Here is a 15,165-nt window from a genome sequence, read left to right on the forward strand (position 1 = left end):
TTGCGATGCTAGCAAAAATGCGGCCCCGCGGACAGTCCGACTGGGGGGGCGGGCCGCCGGGAGTGGGGAATCGCGCCGGCGCTGGACCGTCATGCGGCATTGCAGTATTATCCTTGGTTCACAACATCTGTGGTTTGTCTCATCTGGCCGCCCATCAGGCGGACCATCCATGCAGACGCGCACCGCTCAAATCCGCGCCACAAGCCCGGTAGAGAGCATCCAAACAATTTTTTGCCGAAAATTGCAAAGGACTGACATGAATATGCCAAGCGCGGAATTTTCCCACGCCAATAGCGGTTCACCTGCCGACATGATGGGGGCTGACATCCTCGTCAATGCGCTCGCGGCAGAGGGCGTCGAGTTCGTCTGGGGTTACCCCGGCGGCGCGGTGCTCTATATCTACGACGCGTTCTACAAGCAAAACAAGATCGAACACATCCTGGTGCGCCATGAACAGGCGGCAGTCCATGCGGCTGACGGCTATGCGCGTGCCACGGGCAAGGTCGGTGTCGCCCTCGTGACGTCCGGCCCGGGCGTGACCAATGCCGTGACAGGCATCGCCACTGCTTACCTGGATTCGATCCCGATGGTGATCATCACCGGCAACGTGCCGACGCACGCCATCGGCCAGGACGCCTTCCAGGAGTGCGATACCGTCGGCATTACCCGCCCGATCGTCAAGCACAACTTCCTGGTCAAGGACGTGCGCAACCTCGCCTCGACCATCAAGAAGGCGTTCTACATCGCCGCAACGGGCCGTCCGGGTCCGGTGGTGGTGGATATCCCCAAGGACGTCTCGCGCGAACTCTGCAAGTACGAGTACCCGAAGACCATCGAGATGCGCTCGTACAGCCCGGTCAACAAGGGGCATTCGGGGCAGATTCGGAAGGCAGTGAGCCTGCTGCTGCAGGCCGAGCGTCCGTACATCTATTCGGGTGGCGGCGTGGTGCTTGCCGAGGCCAGCGAAGAGCTGCGCCAGCTGGCTGCGCTGACGGGTTACCCCGTGACGAACACGCTGATGGGCCTGGGTGCGTTCCCCGGCACCAGCAAGCAGTTCGTGGGCATGCTCGGCATGCACGGCACGTACGAAGCCAACATGGCGATGCAGAACTGCGACGTTCTGATTGCCATCGGCGCGCGATTCGATGATCGCGTGATCGGCAGCCCGGCGCACTTCACCTCGCAGCCGCGCAAGATCATCCACATCGACATCGATCCGTCCTCCATTTCGAAGCGGGTGAAGGTCGACATCCCCATCGTCGGCAACGTCAAGGACGTGCTGCAGGAGATGATTGCCCAGATCCAGTCTGGCGAAGCCAAGCCGAACAAGACGGCGCTGGCCAAGTGGTGGGAGCAGATCGAGCAGTGGCGCAGTGTCGATTGCCTGAAATACGACCGCACCTCTGAGATCATCAAGCCGCAGTACGTGGTCGAGAAGATCTGGGAACTGACCAACGGCGATGCATTCATCTGCTCCGACGTCGGTCAGCATCAGATGTGGGCTGCGCAGTTCTACAAGTTCAACGAGCCGCGTCGCTGGATCAACTCTGGCGGCCTGGGCACGATGGGCGTGGGGCTGCCGTACGCGATGGGTATCAAGAAAGCGTTCCCGGACAAGGAGGTCGTCACCATCACCGGTGAAGGCTCGATCCAGATGTGTATCCAGGAACTGTCGACGTGCCTGCAGTACGACACGCCGGTGAAGATCTGCTCGCTCAACAACGGTTATCTGGGCATGGTGCGCCAGTGGCAGGAAATAGAGTACGACAACCGCTACTCGCATTCCTACATGCAGGCGCTGCCGGACTTCGTGAAGTTGGCTGAATCGTATGGCCACGTCGGCATGCGCATCGAGAAGACGTCTGACGTCGAGCCCGCGCTGCGCGAAGCCTTCCGACTCAAGGATCGCACCGTGTTCCTCGACTTCCAGACCGACCCGACAGAAAACGTCTGGCCGATGGTTCAGGCAGGCAAGGGTATTTCTGAAATGCTGCTCGGCGCGGAGGACCTCTAATGCGCCACATCATTTCCGTCCTGCTGGAAAACGAACCGGGCGCGCTGTCGCGCGTGGTGGGCCTGTTCTCGGCGCGCGGCTACAACATCGAGACGCTGACGGTCGCCCCGACTGAAGACGCCTCGCTGTCGCGCATGACGATCGTCACGACCGGTTCGGACGACATCATCGAGCAGATCACCAAGCACCTGAACCGCCTGGTGGAAGTCGTCAAGGTCGTCGACCTGACCGAAGGTGCGCACATCGAGCGCGAGCTGATGCTTGTGAAGGTGCGCGCGGTCGGCAAGGAGCGTGAGGAGATGAAGCGTACCGCGGACATCTTCCGCGGCCGCATCATCGACGTGACCGAGAAGACCTACACGATCGAGCTGACCGGCAACGGCAGCAAGCTCGACGCGTTTCTCGATGCCATCGATCGCACTGCAATTCTTGAGACCGTTCGTACGGGCGGCTCGGGCATCGGCCGCGGCGAGCGCATTCTGAAGGTTTGAACCGGCGCGTGCACCAGCGTGTAACTGCGGCCGGACCCCATCGATATTGAAGTATTTGAAAATTAGGACATCAACATGAAAGTGTTTTACGACAAGGACGCCGACCTCTCCCTGATCAAGGGCAAGAACGTCACCATCATCGGCTATGGCTCGCAAGGTCACGCCCACGCCCTGAACCTGAACGACTCGGGCGTGAAGGTGACGGTCGGTCTGCGCAAGAACGGCGCGTCGTGGAACAAGGCCGTCAACGCCGGCCTGCAGGTCAAGGAAGTGGCCGAGGCAGTGAAGGAAGCCGACGTCGTCATGATCCTGTTGCCGGACGAGCAGATTGCCGACGTGTACAAGAATGAAGTGCACGGCAACATCAAGCAAGGCGCCGCACTGGCATTCGCCCACGGCTTCAACGTGCACTACGGTGCCGTGATCCCGCGCGCCGACCTGGACGTCATCATGATCGCCCCGAAGGCCCCGGGCCACACCGTGCGCGGCACGTACACGCAAGGTGGCGGCGTGCCGCACCTGATCGCCGTGCACCAGGACAAGTCGGGCGCCGCACGTGATATCGCCCTGTCGTACGCCACCGCTAACGGCGGCGGCCGCGCCGGCATCATCGAGACGAACTTCCGCGAAGAAACCGAAACCGACCTGTTCGGCGAACAGGCCGTGCTGTGCGGCGGTACCGTCGAACTGATCAAGGCAGGTTTCGAGACGCTGGTGGAAGCCGGTTACGCGCCGGAAATGGCGTACTTCGAGTGCCTGCACGAGCTGAAGCTGATCGTCGACCTGATCTATGAAGGCGGCATCGCCAACATGAACTACTCGATCTCGAACAACGCCGAATACGGCGAATACGTCACCGGCCCGCGCGTTGTGACGGAAGAGACCAAGAAGGCCATGAAGCAATGCCTGAAGGACATCCAGACTGGCGAATACGCCAAGAGCTTCTTGTTGGAGTACAAGGCAGGCCAGCCGACGCTGATCTCGCGCCGCCGCCTGACCGAAGAGCACCAGATCGAGCAAGTTGGCGCCAAGCTGCGCGCGATGATGCCGTGGATCGCCAAGAATAAGCTGGTCGACCAGACGAAGAACTGATCGAGCGCATCTTGTGCGAGAAAGCCAGCCTTCGGGCTGGCTTTTTTTATGCTGTTTCCAGGGAGGCAAACAGTGTTTCAAGTGATGGCGCGGCCCCGTGTCGGCTAGAATGCCGCATTTCCTTCAAGACGCTGTCGAGGTCTGATTTGAACAACACGTATCCGCATCCCATCATCGCCCGCGAGGGTTGGCCGTACCTGGGCGGGATTTTCATCGTCACGCTCATTGTGCAGGCTGCCGCCGGCTTTGGCTGGGCATGGCCGTTCTGGGTGCTGACGCTGTTTGTGCTGCAGTTTTTCCGCGATCCCGCGCGCGCTGTGCCAACGCAGGCCAATGCGATTTTGTCGCCGGCCGATGGTCGCATCGTCGCCGTCGAGCAGGTGCGCGACCCGTACGCTGATCGCGACTCGCTGAAGATCAGCGTGTTCATGAACGTGTTCAATGTGCACTCGAACCGCGCGCCGGTCGATGGCACGGTGCAGCAGGTGCAGTACTTCCCGGGCAAGTTCGTCAATGCGGACCTGGATAAGGCGTCGCTGGAAAACGAGCGCAACGCCATCGTGCTGCGCCGCGCTGATGGTCAGCTCGTCACTTCAGTGCAGGTGGCTGGATTGATCGCGCGGCGCATCCTTTGCTATACCAAGGCAGGCGAAGTACTCACGCGTGGCCAGCGCTACGGTTTCATCCGCTTTGGCTCGCGCGTTGACGTGTACCTGCCGCTGACGGCGCGTCCACGCGTGACCATCGGCGAGAAGGTATCCGCCACGCTTACAGTGCTTGCTGAGCTGGACTGATCCGGAGGTCGCCATGCCCGCGTTCAACCGACGCAAGAAGCGTTTTACCGCCGGCAACGTGACGCACCTGCGTCCGCTGCGGCACAACCAGCCGCGCTCGGATGACGACGATCTGGAGATCGTGCGTCCGCGCCGCAGAGGCATCTATCTGCTACCCAACGCGTTCACGACGGCCGCGCTGTTCGCCGGCTTCTTCGCCATCGTGCAGGCGATGAACCTGAACTTTGAGACGGCCGCGATCGCCATCTTTGCGGCGATGGTGCTCGACGGCATGGACGGCCGCGTCGCCCGCATCACCAATACGCAAAGCGCGTTCGGCGAGCAATACGACTCGCTGTCTGACATGGTGTCGTTCGGCGTAGCGCCGGCGTTGGTCATGTACGAATGGATCCTGCGCGATCTGGGCAAGTGGGGCTGGCTCGCTGCGTTCGTGTATTGCGCCGGCGCTGCATTGCGTCTCGCGCGCTTCAACACGAACATCGGATCGGTCGACAAGCGCTTCTTCCAGGGCATGCCTAGCCCGGCCGCCGCTGCGCTCATCGCAGGTTTTGTCTGGCTGGCGATCGACAACAAGCTGCCGGTCAAAGAGCTGTGGATGCCGTGGGTAGCCTTCGGGCTGACGCTGTATGCAGGGCTGTCGATGGTGTCGAACGCGCCGTTTTACAGCGGCAAGGCGCTCGATGTTCGCCACCGCGTACCGTTCGGCGTGATGGTGCTCGTGCTTGTGTTATTCGTCGTGATATCCAGTGATCCGCCGGTGGCGTTGTTCGGCCTGTTTGTTGGCTACGCGGTGTCGGGTTACCTGCTGTGGGGGTGGCGCGCGCTGCATGGGCAACAAGGTAGCCCCCGTTTGCCAAAGCAGGCATCGGACGAAGCGCATGAGTGACCCATGCGCTGCACCATTGTGCGCTTGCGTCAATTTTTGAATTCGTCTATAGTCATTCGTATGCTTTCGCGCCCGATTTCCATTCTGATTACGCTAGTCTCGATTGATGGCCTACTAGGTCGTCAGGTCGGGACACGCGTATAGGAAATCGCAAGACAAGGCAAGCAAAAACCGCCAAGTTTTCGCGAACCAGAATTCACAGCGCCCCGGCCTGCAACCATGCACGCCGGGGCGTTTTGCATTCTGCGCCGCAAAAAACCATTCGAGACACCCACTAAGACCGACGCCAAAAACGTCACCCCACCAAGGAGCCGCCATGAGCGACAAACTGATCATTTTCGATACCACCTTGCGCGACGGCGAGCAGTCCCCCGGGGCGTCGATGACCAAGGAAGAGAAGATCCGCATCGCCAAGCAGCTGGAGCGGCTCAAGGTGGACGTGATCGAGGCCGGTTTTGCGGCCAGCTCCAATGGTGACTTCGAGGCGATCCGCGCGATTGCGCAGTCGGTCAAGGATTCGCGCATTTGCTCGCTGGCCCGTGCGAACGACCGTGATATTTCCCGCGCTGCCGAGGCGCTCAAGCCGGCGGGGCAGTTCCGCATCCACACGTTCATCGCCACATCGGCGCTGCACATGGAAAAGAAGCTGCGCATGTCGCCGGATCAGGTGTACGAGCAGGCGCGCCTGGCGGTGCGTTTCGCGCGCCAGTTCACCGATGACATCGAGTTCTCGCCGGAAGATGGCAGCCGCTCCGATATGGATTTCCTCTGCCGCGTGCTGGAAGGCGTGATCGCCGAGGGCGCGACCACCATCAACCTGCCAGATACGGTGGGCTACGCGGTGCCGGAAGGTTATGCCGCCCTGATCCGCTCGGTGCGCGAGCGCATCCCGAATTCCGACAAGGCGGTCTGGTCGGTGCATTGCCATAACGACCTCGGCATGGCGGTCGCCAACTCCCTGGCCGCTGTCAAACTGGGCGGCGCACGCCAGATTGAATGCACGATCAACGGCCTGGGCGAGCGCGCCGGCAACACCAGCCTCGAAGAGGTGGTGATGGCCGTGAAGACGCGTCGCGACTACTTCAATCTCGACGTGGGTGTCGATACCACGCAGATCGTGCCGGCTTCCAAGCTGGTCTCGCAGATCACCGGTTTCGTTGTGCAGCCGAACAAGGCTGTCGTGGGCGCCAACGCTTTCGCGCACGCTTCGGGCATCCACCAGGATGGCGTGCTCAAGGCGCGCGATACGTACGAAATCATGCGTGCCGAAGACGTGGGCTGGACGGCCAACAAGATCGTCCTGGGCAAACTCTCGGGCCGCAACGCGTTCAAGCAGCGTCTGCAGGAACTGGGCATTGAACTGGATTCGGAAGCCGAACTGAACGCTGCCTTCACCCGCTTCAAGGAGCTGGCCGATCAGAAGGCTGAGATCTTCGACGAGGACATCGTCGCCATCGTCTCGAACGAAGCGCAGCACAGCGAGGGCGAGCACTTCCGTTTCGTGTCGCTGGCCCAGCGCTCGGAAACCGGCGAGCGTCCGCACGCGCGCATCGTCTTCGTCGCGGATGGCAAGGAAGTGACGGGCGAAGCGGAGGGCAATGGCCCGGTCGACGCCACGCTCAATGCGATTGAGAGCAAGGTCGCCAGCGGCGCCGAGCAGCTGCTGTATTCGGTCAACGCCATCACGACGGGCACGCAGGCGCAGGGCGAAGTGACGGTGCGCCTGTCCAAGTCGGGCCGTATCGTCAACGGTGTGGGTACTGACCCGGACATCGTTGCGGCTTCGGCCAAGGCTTACCTTGCCGCTCTGAACAAGCTGCAGGACAAGAGCAGCGAAAAACTCAACCCGCAGATCTGATCGCGGGTTTCATGAACACAGGCAGGAGTCAGCCCAGACCCCAACACGATCACCACTGAGCGCGCACCCGGCTATCCACCGGAACGCGAAGCGGGTGCGGCGGCACCGGACACGTCAGGAGCGTGCACCATGCCGGCCGTCTTTGAGAGCGATGTCTGTGCGATCCACGACATGGCCGACCCGAACGTCCACGCCAGGCGATGCGCCTCGCGTGGAAGTTGCCGTTCTGGCGGTTAACGCTGGTTCACCGGCTTGAATCGTGATCGTGGTCGTACATCGGGTCGGGGCTGACCTGCGTGAGCCGCACGACGCCGTCGCGGTCAAAATAGAAGTTCATCAGCGAGGGCCAGACGCCTTCGTGCCTAAAGCGATAGGACCACACCTGCCGATCCATCAGCCGGAAATAGGCGGTCTCCTCGGGCTTGCCGAACGTCTGCAGCACATCATTCTGCGTCGCCGTGCCGACACGGATCTGCGCAAAATCCATCGTGGTCAGAATCTGCCGGAACGAGACGAGCTTGCCGCTCGCGTCGAAATCAGCGGCATAGGTGAATTGCCCATAGGGCTGCGTCGGATATAGCCAGCGCATGCCGCCATCGGCTCGCGGATACCGCTCGGGTGGTTTGCCAAAGCGTGCTTCCACGGCAGAAGCGGGTTGGCCGACCAGCGCTTCGCCCGTTTGTAAGGGCGCCAGCATGGTACACGCGCACGTTGATGTCAGCGCTGCGGCGAGCAGTGCCGCGCACTGCCATGTCGATCGAATGTTCACAAATAGTCTCCCGATGCCTTCAGTGTAGGAGGCCGTGCGGTCTCTGCCGGCGTGTGGGCTTGTGCCGACATGCGGCGGCGCTTTACCATCCGCGCTTCACGGAGATTTGCCATGGTGTTTCGTTGGTTTGTGGCCGCGCTGGCGGCTGTGGGGTTGTGCGGCGCGGCAAGTGCCCAGCCCGAAGGCGCGCCGATCCGGCTGGCCCTGATTGAAGGGCTTTCGGGCCCGTTTGCCAATGCGGGCGAGGCAGTGGAGCGCAATCTGCGCATGGCCATCGAAGGCGTAAATGCACGCGGTGGTGTGAAGCTGCCTGATGGCCACCATCCGCTTGCGCTTTTGCGCTTCGATAGCAAGAACACCGTCGACGAATCGTTGCTGCAACTGCAGGCCGCCACGGATGCGGGTATCCGCTTCGTGCTGCAGGGCAACAGTTCTGCGGCAGCGGCTGCATTGTCGACGTCGATCTCGCGCTACAACGACCGACATCCGGATGCGCGCGTGCTGTTCCTGAACTACGCTGCCGTCGATCCGGCGCTGACCAATGAGGGATGCAGCTTCTGGCATTTCCGCTTCGATGCGTCGGCCGACATGCGCATGCACGCGCTGACGGAAGTGATCCGCGATGACAAGGCGATCAAAAGGGTCTACCTGATTGGGCAGGACTACACGTTCGGCCGCCAGGTGGCGCAATCGGCGCGCCAGCAGTTGCGCGAAAAGCGACCGGACATCGCGATCGTTGGCGAGGTGCTGCACCCGATCGGAAAGGTGAAGGACTTTGCGCCGTATGTGGCGCGTATTACCGCGTCGGGTGCGGATACGGTCATCACCGGCAACTGGGGGAACGATCTGACGCTGCTCGTCAAGGCCGCGCGAGATGCCGGGCTCAAGGCGCGCTTCTTTACGTTTTATGGCAACTCGCTTGGTGCACCAGGCGCGATGGGCGAAGCCGGCGTCGGCCGTGTGGTGGCCGTGGCGGAGTGGCATCCGAACCTGGGCGGTGCCAAGTCCGATGCGTTCTACAAGGCCTTCCGTGCGCGTTATCCGGCACCCGCCGACGATTACCCATTGCTGCGCGACCAGATGTTGATCGACATGCTGGCCGCCGCCATCGAGCGTGCCGAGACGACGGAAGCTGCCGCCGTGGCGCGTGCGCTAGAACGCGCATCGTTCGACAACGGCTTCCACCGCATTACGCTGCGAGCGGAGGACCATCAAGCCATTCAGCCGCTCGTCGTCGCGCAGATGGAGCGGGCGGGCATGCCCGGTGCGCTGTTTGATATCGAGGGCTCGGGCTATGGTTTTCGTACGCTAAAAGTGATTCAAGGGGCGCAAACCGCATTGCCCACGACCTGCAAAATGGTGCGCTATTAAGCAGGGCGGCACAGCACTGTCGTCAGGGCGCGGTTCTGCGCTATAATCGCGGTCTTGCTGTCCAGACCGATTTTGGATGGGCAGCAAGATCATTGTTCAACACGGCACCAACGGCGGCTATTCAGGCGCTGCAGTGTCCGCAAGTCAAAGGAATCAAAATGTCCGTCGCTGACATCAACAAGCAAGACATCGTCAAAGATAACGGCCGCAGCGCCAACGATACGGGTAGCCCGGAAGTGCAAGTTGCACTGCTGACCGCTCGCATCAACGAACTGCAGCCGCACTTCAAGGCGCACATGAAGGATCACCACAGCCGTCGCGGCCTGCTCCGCATGGTGAGCCGTCGCCGCCGTCTGCTGGACTACCTCAAGAGCAAGGACGCTGACCGTTACACCGCCCTGGTTGCGAAGCTGGGTCTGCGTAAGTAATGGTGGGTATCACGCACTGCGCGTGATGAAAAGTGCCTGCGTCAGCGTGCTGATGCAGGCATTTTGTTTTTGGCGGCTGCGTTTGTGGCCGCGCCGGGCAACCGGTGAGTGATGGCAGTCGGCCAGTTCAAGATGAAGCGGCTGCCAAGGACCGGGGGCGGCAGGAAGCAGGGCCTTGTGTCATTCCAGCGCGGCATTGATGCCAGCGCTGCGCTGGAATGGCATAAAACACACCTCTGCAACCGCACCGTCTTACGGAACGTATTTGTCGCGGTGAAGCGCAATGAAGCGCGCCGCGAATACCGAACAGGAGATGCTATGACCATGTTCAATAAGGTCGTCAAAGAATTCCAATGGGGCGGCCACAAGGTCCGCATGGAAACGGGTGAGATCGCCCGCCAGGCGAGCGGCGCTGTGCTGCTCGACATGGACGACACCGTCGTGCTCGCTACCGTGGTAGGCGCCAAGAACCCGAAGCCGGGTCAGGACTTCTTCCCGCTGACTGTCGATTACCTCGAGAAGACCTACGCCGCTGGCAAGATCCCGGGTGGCTTCTTCAAGCGCGAAGGCCGTCCGTCGGAAAACGAAACGCTGACCTCGCGCCTGATCGATCGCCCGCTGCGTCCGCTGTTCCCGGAGGGCTTCTACAACGAAGTCCAGGTCGTTATCCACGTGCTGTCGATCAACCCGGAAGTGCCGGCTGACATCCCGGCGCTGGTTGCTGCTTCGGCTGCACTGGCTGTGTCGGGTCTGCCGTTCAACGGCCCGGTGGGCGCTGCCCGCGTGGGTTACAAGGATGGCCAGTACCTGCTGAACCCGAACCGCGCACAACTGGCGCACTCGGATCTGGACCTGGTTGTTGCCGGTACCGAGCGTGCCGTGCTGATGGTCGAATCCGAAGCGCAGCAGCTGTCGGAAGAGATCATGCTGGGTGCCGTGGTGTACGGCCATGAGCAGATGCAGATCGCCATCAACGCGATCCACGACCTGGTGCGCGACGGCGGCAAGCCTGAGTGGGATTGGCAAGCTGCGCCGAAGAACGAAGCGTTGGTCGCAAAGGTGTCCGAACTGGGCCTGGCCGATCTGCAAGCTGCTTACCAGCTGCGCCAGAAGTCGGCCCGCAGCCAGAAGCTGAAGGAAGTCTACAAGTCGGTTGCGGCCAAGCTGGCCGAAGCCGGCGTGGAAGCCGATGGCGTGGAAGTCGACAACATCCTGTTCGAGCTCGAATCGAAGATCGTGCGCGGCCAGATCCTGAATGGCGAACCGCGTATCGACGGCCGCGACACCCGCACGGTGCGCCCGATCGAGATCCGTTCGTCGGTGCTGCCGCGTGCGCACGGCTCGTCGCTGTTCACGCGTGGTGAAACGCAAGCGCTGGTGGTGGCCGCTCTGGGCACCAAGAGCGACGAGCAGATCATCGACGCGCTGCAAGGCGAGTACCGTGATCGCTTCATGCTCCACTACAACATGCCGCCGTTCGCCACGGGCGAAACTGGCCGCGTGGGCAGCCCGAAGCGCCGCGAAGTCGGCCATGGCCGTTTGGCCAAGCGCGCACTGATTCCGGTGCTGCCGCCCGCCGACGAATTCGGCTACACGATCCGTCTGGTGTCGGAAATCACCGAGTCGAATGGCTCGTCGTCGATGGCTTCGGTGTGCGGCGGCTCGCTGGCACTGATGGACGCTGGCGTGCCCATCAAAGCGCACGTTGCTGGCGTGGCCATGGGCCTGATCCTGGAAGACAACAAGTTCGCCGTGCTGACCGACATCCTGGGTGACGAAGATCACCTGGGTGACATGGACTTCAAGGTCGCTGGTACCGACGCTGGTATCACCGCACTGCAGATGGACATCAAGGTGCAGGGCATCACCAAGGAAATCATGCAGGTGGCACTGGCGCAAGCCAAGGAAGGCCGTCTGCACATCCTGGGCAAGATGCAGGCTGCCATGGGCGGCGCACGCACCGAGCTGTCGGAGCACGCACCGCGCATGATCACGGTCAAGATCAACCCGGAGAAGATCCGCGACGTGATTGGCAAGGGTGGTTCGACCATCCAGGCGCTGACCAAGGAAACCGGCTGCACGATCGACATCGGGGAAGACGGCACGATCACCATCGCGTCGACCTCGTCGGAAGGCATGGCAGAAGCCAAGCGCCGCATCGAAGGCATCACGGCAGAAGCGGAAGTGGGCAAGATCTACAACGGTACCGTGCTCAAACTGCTGGACTTCGGCGCGATCGTGAACATCCTGCCGGGCAAGGACGGTCTGCTGCACATCTCGGAAATCGCCAACGAGCGCGTGAACCAGGTTTCCGACTATGTGAAGGAAGGCCAGGCTGTGCGCGTGAAGCTGCTGAGCACCGATGAAAAGGGCCGCATGCGCCTGTCGATCAAGGCCGCCAAGGCCGAAGAGGGCGACGTGCCGGCCGCTGCACCGCAAGCACCGGGTGCTGGCGACGCTGCCTCGCAACAACAGCAGCAACAACAGCAGTAAGCGAGCGGTTTTCACCAAGAAAAACGGCTGGACGATGTCCAGCCGTTTTTTTGTTTACACTGCGTCGCGAGTTCTTCCTGTTGTCCCTTCGCGCCCCATCATGAGCCGCCTGTTCGAGCAAAACCGCATCGCCATCGTCTGGGATTTCGACAAGACACTGATCCCGCGCTACATGCAAGTGCCGCTGTTCGATCGCTTCAATATCGCCGAGCAGGGTTTCTGGGACGAAGTGGCTGCAGGCTCGCGCGAAATTGAATCGCGCGGTCAGAAGGTCAACCAGGAAACGTTCTACCTCAATGTGCTGCTGCGCCATGTGCGCGACGGCCGCATGGGCGGGCTCGACAATGCAACGCTGCGCGAACTGGGCGCCGAACTCGAATTCTTCCCCGGCGTGACTGATTTCTTCGAGCGCAGCAAGGCGTGGGTGCGCGACAACGCAACCTACCAGGCGTTCGACATCAAGCTCGAACACTACATCGTCAGCACGGGCCTGACAGAGATGATCAAGGGCTCGCCCATCGCCCCGTACATCGACGGCGTGTGGGGCTGCGAATTTCTGGAGGCGTCCGACTCGAACGCGGATGGCCGGCCGGTCATTGCGGAAGTCATCTACGCCATCGATAACACCACCAAGACACGTGCGCTGTTTGAGATCAACAAGGGCGTCAATAAGCACCCGGAAGCGGTAAGTGTGAACTCGTCGATTGCCGAGGACGAGCGCCGCGTGCCCTTCGCCAACATGATCTACGTCGCCGATGGGCCGAGTGATATTCCGGCGTTTTCGGTCGCCCGCAAGGGCGGCGGCCGCACCTATGCGGTCTACAACCCGGAGAGCCCTCGCTCATTCGAGCAGGCTGACAACTTGCGTGCCGATGATCGCGTCGACATGCTCGGCCCGGCCGACTATCGCGCCGGCTCGCCGACGGAGATGTGGCTCAAGTTGCATATCGGCAAGATCGCCGACGGCATCGTCCACGGCAAACAAGAAATCATGCGCGAAACCACGCGCGGCATTCCGCAGCACTTTGTCGAACCGAGGCGTAGCGTCTCGTAACCCGCGCACTGCGCCGTAACCCTCTCGATCCGATTCTCATGAAAGCGATTGAAATCACCCAGTACGGTGGCCCTGAAGTCTTGAAGCTTGGCGAGCGCCCGATGCCGGAGGCCAAGGCCGGCGAGGTTCTGATCCGCGTGCGTGCAGCGGGCGTGAACCGGCCCGATGTGTTCCAGCGCACGGGCAACTATCCGGTGCCGCCCGGTGCCTCGGATATTCCGGGGCTCGAAGTTGCAGGCGAGATAGTCAGCGGTGATCTGGCGCACGCCGACAATCGCTACGGCCTGAAGGTAGGCGATCGCGTCTGCGCGCTGGTGCAAGGCGGCGGTTATGCGGAGTTCTGCACGGCGCCGTTGGGCCAGGTGCTGCCTGTGCCGGCCGGCTTGTCCGATGTCGAAGCCGCTGCATTGCCAGAAAACTATTTCACCGTGTGGTCGAACGTGTTCGACCGAGGCCTGCTGGGGCGGGGCGCGCACGGCGCCGATGAAACGCTGCTCGTGCAGGGCGGCTCCAGCGGCATCGGCACGACGGCGATTCAGATCGCGTCTGCATTGGGTCACCGCGTGTTCGCCACGGCCGGTAGCGCCGAAAAGTGTGACGCCTGCGTCGAGCTCGGGGCCACGCGCGCCATCAACTACAAGACCGAGGATTTCGTTGAAATCGTCAAGGCCGAGACAGGGCGCGGCGCCGATGTGGTGCTCGACATGGTCGGCGGCAGTTATGTCGCGCGCGAAATTGCCTGCACCGCCGACGATGGCCGTATCGTCTTGATCGCGTTGCTGGGTGGCGCTAAGGCCGAGGTGCCGCTAGGCGACATCCTGCGCCGGCGCATTACGCTGACGGGCTCGACGCTGCGCCCGCGTCCGGTTGCATTCAAGGCCGCCATCGCGGCCAACCTGTATGAAACGGTCTGGCCATTGCTTGCGTCTGCGCGCATCAAGCCGGTCGTCCATGAGGTCATGCCGGCCGCGCAGGCGGCCCAGGCGCATGCTTTGATGGAATCGAGCGCGCACATCGGCAAGATCATGTTGGTTTGGGATTGACGCCAAGACGCCGAAATTGACCCCGTTTTTGCCGCCGCGGTAGAATGCCGGGTTTATTTGACAGTCGACCGGGTAAAACGTGAACGCAAGACCGAAGCTGGTGGTGGGCAACTGGAAGCTGCATGGCAGTCTGAGCACGAACGCCACGTTGCTTGAACAGATCAAGGCGGCAGGCAAAACCAACGCCACGCTGGCCGTGTGTGCGCCGTTCCCGTACCTGGCTCAGTGCCAGTCCTTGCTCGCCGGTTCTGCGGTCGGTTGGGGTGCACAGGATGTGTCGGCTGAAACACGGGGCGCCTTTACCGGCGAAGTAGCGGCATCGATGCTGTCGGAGTTTGGCTGCGGCTACGCGATCGTCGGTCACTCCGAACGTCGCTCATACCACGGCGAAACCGATGCACAAGTGGCGGCTAAGGCAATGCGTGCACTGGAACATGGCATCACCCCGATCGTCTGTGTGGGCGAAACGCTCGCGCAACGTGAAGCAGGTGAGACCGAGCAGGTGGTCGCCCGCCAACTCGATGCAGTTCTCGAAGCGCTGTCGGTCGAGCAACTTGGTCGTATCGTCGTGGCGTATGAGCCGGTTTGGGCCATTGGCACGGGCAAGACCGCGACGAGCGAGCAGGCGCAGGCTGTGCACGCGTTTCTGCGCGCACGTGTTGCTGCCCGCGACGCTGGCGTGGCGCAGCGTCTGTCAATTCTGTACGGTGGCAGCGTCAAGCCCGACAATGCCGGCGAATTGTTTGCAATGGCGGACATCGATGGCGGCCTGATCGGCGGCGCATCGTTGAAGGCGGAAGATTTCCTGGCGATCGGGCGCGCATAAACAACCGATCGAGTCGCGATGTCACCCATGTGCGGCTGCAACATAT

At 61.8% G+C, this 15,165-nt stretch carries 13 protein-coding genes; 12 read left to right on the top strand and 1 reads right to left on the bottom strand.

What is annotated here, in order from left to right:
- Positions 1 to 256: 256 nt before the first annotated feature.
- The 6 genes from CFE42_RS16930 (at position 257) to CFE42_RS16955 (ending at position 7,135) form a co-directional block, all read left to right on the top strand.
- Complete coding sequence (locus CFE42_RS16930) at positions 257 to 2,014, top strand: acetolactate synthase 3 catalytic subunit (protein ID WP_004630837.1); 1,758 nt, start codon at positions 257 to 259, stop codon at positions 2,012 to 2,014.
- Positions 2,014 to 2,505: an acetolactate synthase small subunit gene (gene ilvN / locus CFE42_RS16935; RefSeq protein WP_004630835.1), complete on the top strand. Its 492-nt coding sequence runs from the start codon at positions 2,014 to 2,016 to the stop codon at positions 2,503 to 2,505. Before CFE42_RS16930 ends, ilvN begins: the two co-directional genes overlap by 1 nt.
- A 75-nt stretch (positions 2,506 to 2,580) precedes the next feature.
- Positions 2,581 to 3,597: a ketol-acid reductoisomerase gene (ilvC, locus tag CFE42_RS16940; RefSeq protein WP_004630832.1), complete on the top strand. Its 1,017-nt coding sequence runs from the start codon at positions 2,581 to 2,583 to the stop codon at positions 3,595 to 3,597.
- 146 nt (positions 3,598 to 3,743) lie between these two features.
- A complete protein-coding gene (locus CFE42_RS16945) occupies positions 3,744 to 4,391 on the top strand; it encodes a phosphatidylserine decarboxylase (RefSeq protein WP_004630830.1) in 648 nt (215 codons plus the stop codon).
- A gap of 13 nt (positions 4,392 to 4,404) precedes the next feature.
- Complete coding sequence (gene pssA / locus CFE42_RS16950) at positions 4,405 to 5,277, top strand: CDP-diacylglycerol--serine O-phosphatidyltransferase (protein WP_004630829.1); 873 nt, start codon at positions 4,405 to 4,407, stop codon at positions 5,275 to 5,277.
- Positions 5,278 to 5,593: 316 nt separating this feature from the next.
- Positions 5,594 to 7,135, top strand: coding sequence for a 2-isopropylmalate synthase (locus CFE42_RS16955; protein ID WP_004630827.1), 1,542 nt, complete (start codon positions 5,594 to 5,596; stop codon positions 7,133 to 7,135).
- A gap of 244 nt (positions 7,136 to 7,379) precedes the next feature.
- Here CFE42_RS16955 and CFE42_RS16960 read toward each other — a convergent pair whose 3' ends face one another.
- Positions 7,380 to 7,832 carry a hypothetical protein gene (locus CFE42_RS16960; protein ID WP_004630825.1) on the bottom strand — a complete coding sequence of 151 codons (453 nt, stop codon included), beginning with the start codon at positions 7,830 to 7,832 and terminating at the stop codon, positions 7,380 to 7,382.
- A gap of 183 nt (positions 7,833 to 8,015) precedes the next feature.
- Between CFE42_RS16960 and CFE42_RS16965 the strand changes: the two genes are divergently transcribed.
- From CFE42_RS16965 to tpiA, 6 genes are all read left to right on the top strand, one after another.
- Positions 8,016 to 9,275, top strand: a complete 1,260-nt coding sequence (locus CFE42_RS16965) for a branched-chain amino acid ABC transporter substrate-binding protein (RefSeq protein WP_004630823.1) — start codon at positions 8,016 to 8,018, stop codon at positions 9,273 to 9,275.
- Positions 9,276 to 9,433: 158 nt separating this feature from the next.
- The gene (gene rpsO / locus CFE42_RS16970) at positions 9,434 to 9,703 is read left to right on the top strand and encodes a 30S ribosomal protein S15 (protein ID WP_004630822.1); all 270 of its coding nucleotides are present in this window, start codon (positions 9,434 to 9,436) and stop codon (positions 9,701 to 9,703) included.
- A gap of 318 nt (positions 9,704 to 10,021) precedes the next feature.
- Positions 10,022 to 12,196: a polyribonucleotide nucleotidyltransferase gene (gene pnp / locus CFE42_RS16975; RefSeq protein ID WP_004630820.1), complete on the top strand. Its 2,175-nt coding sequence runs from the start codon at positions 10,022 to 10,024 to the stop codon at positions 12,194 to 12,196.
- Between the two features lie 100 nt (positions 12,197 to 12,296).
- Positions 12,297 to 13,250 (top strand): HAD family hydrolase, encoded by a 954-nt coding sequence (locus CFE42_RS16980; RefSeq protein WP_004630818.1) that lies wholly within the window; start codon positions 12,297 to 12,299, stop codon positions 13,248 to 13,250.
- Positions 13,251 to 13,288: 38 nt separating this feature from the next.
- Complete coding sequence (locus CFE42_RS16985; RefSeq protein ID WP_004630816.1) at positions 13,289 to 14,293, top strand: NAD(P)H-quinone oxidoreductase; 1,005 nt, start codon at positions 13,289 to 13,291, stop codon at positions 14,291 to 14,293.
- A gap of 79 nt (positions 14,294 to 14,372) precedes the next feature.
- Complete coding sequence (gene tpiA / locus CFE42_RS16990; RefSeq protein WP_004630814.1) at positions 14,373 to 15,119, top strand: triose-phosphate isomerase; 747 nt, start codon at positions 14,373 to 14,375, stop codon at positions 15,117 to 15,119.
- The last annotated feature ends 46 nt before the right edge of the window (positions 15,120 to 15,165 follow it).

The sequence above is a fragment of the Ralstonia sp. PBBBR1 genome, from assembly GCF_002256165.1.
Lineage (GTDB): Bacteria > Pseudomonadota > Gammaproteobacteria > Burkholderiales > Burkholderiaceae > Ralstonia > Ralstonia thomasii.

Bases quoted from the DNA above. Each gene is read 5' to 3' on its own strand.
- CFE42_RS16930 (WP_004630837.1), top strand. From the start codon at position 257: ATGAATATGCCAAGCGCGGAATTTTCCCACGCCAATAGCGGTTCACCT.
- ilvN (WP_004630835.1), top strand. From the start codon at position 2,014: ATGCGCCACATCATTTCCGTCCTGCTGGAAAACGAACCGGGCGCGCTG.
- ilvC (WP_004630832.1), top strand. From the start codon at position 2,581: ATGAAAGTGTTTTACGACAAGGACGCCGACCTCTCCCTGATCAAGGGC.
- pssA (WP_004630829.1), top strand. From the start codon at position 4,405: ATGCCCGCGTTCAACCGACGCAAGAAGCGTTTTACCGCCGGCAACGTG.
- CFE42_RS16955 (WP_004630827.1), top strand. From the start codon at position 5,594: ATGAGCGACAAACTGATCATTTTCGATACCACCTTGCGCGACGGCGAG.
- CFE42_RS16960 (WP_004630825.1), bottom strand. From the start codon at position 7,832: ATGCTGGCGCCCTTACAAACGGGCGAAGCGCTGGTCGGCCAACCCGCT.
- CFE42_RS16965 (WP_004630823.1), top strand. From the start codon at position 8,016: ATGGTGTTTCGTTGGTTTGTGGCCGCGCTGGCGGCTGTGGGGTTGTGC.
- rpsO (WP_004630822.1), top strand. From the start codon at position 9,434: ATGTCCGTCGCTGACATCAACAAGCAAGACATCGTCAAAGATAACGGC.
- pnp (WP_004630820.1), top strand. From the start codon at position 10,022: ATGACCATGTTCAATAAGGTCGTCAAAGAATTCCAATGGGGCGGCCAC.
- CFE42_RS16980 (WP_004630818.1), top strand. From the start codon at position 12,297: ATGAGCCGCCTGTTCGAGCAAAACCGCATCGCCATCGTCTGGGATTTC.
- CFE42_RS16985 (WP_004630816.1), top strand. From the start codon at position 13,289: ATGAAAGCGATTGAAATCACCCAGTACGGTGGCCCTGAAGTCTTGAAG.